Source organism: Streptomyces bicolor, from assembly GCF_000719285.1.
Taxonomy (GTDB): Bacteria; Actinomycetota; Actinomycetes; order Streptomycetales; family Streptomycetaceae; genus Streptomyces; species Streptomyces bicolor.
This window is the reverse complement of the sequence record NZ_JOFS01000171.1, coordinates 1-207: the sequence shown is the minus strand read 5'-3', so window position 1 is coordinate 207 and position 207 is coordinate 1. Positions and strand designations below refer to the sequence as shown.

Sequence of the window (207 nt, the reverse complement as noted above, 5' to 3'; positions counted from 1 at the left end):
TCGTTGCTCCTGACGGCAGGGCCGCACAGCGGCACCACGTTCGACATCATCGGCAGCGTTGGAGTCGCGATCCTCGTGATCGTCGGTGCGACGGTGGCGATGGACCGCCTGCCCCGACTGCGCCGCCTGGCCAAACCCGTCATCGCCGTGGGCACCATGTCCCTGACCGCCTACGTCGGCCACTTCGTCGCACAGTCCGTGCTGTCC

General features: G+C 68.1%; 1 pseudogene. It reads left to right on the top strand.

The features are described 5' to 3' along the window. Positions 1–207: pseudogene (locus IF78_RS0143145) on the top strand (DUF418 domain-containing protein); the annotation flags it as partial.